Below are 536 nucleotides of genomic sequence, written 5' to 3'. Positions count from 1 at the left end.
GAAGCCCCGCTCACATGAATCTGGTCATGAAGTCTTTTTAAAAAGACCTCGACATCATCGCTTGAACCTCCGGCGCAAACCACCTTCGTGCGACCGGCTGCCATAACAGCCTCTTTGAATATTTCTTTGGATTCATGGCCGTCCTTTTTGGGATAGTTTACCTTAACAAAATCGCTGCCAAGACATGCGGCCACACCGGTGGCACCTGCAATCAAATGCGGGTCTTTCTCATCGGCCACCGCCTTGCCGCGAGGATAAATCCATAAGACGCTTATCAATCCATGTTGGTGTGCCTGGTAGACAATTTGGGCCGCTTGATGTAACATATCTGATTCATACTCACTGCCCAAGTAGACCGTATAGCCGACTGCCAAAATATTTATGCCGCTGTTGTTACGAAAATCGATTACCTGCTGTACATCCAACCATTGATTGCTGAAAGGGTCAGCCTGGGACGTTTTAACAAGATTTGTTTTCGAATTCAGCTTGACCAGATAAGGGACATTTGCATAAGAGCTGCCGTATCTGGCAATCAG

At 47.2% G+C, this 536-nt stretch carries 1 pseudogene; it reads right to left on the bottom strand.

From position 1 onward, the window contains the following. A pseudogene (locus tag GY683_RS01245) lies at positions 1 to 536 on the bottom strand (hypothetical protein); the annotation flags it as partial.

Source organism: Moraxella sp., assembly GCF_024227015.1.
Taxonomy (GTDB): Bacteria; Pseudomonadota; Gammaproteobacteria; order Pseudomonadales; family Moraxellaceae; genus Moraxella.
This window is presented reverse-complemented; position numbering and strand designations above follow the sequence as displayed.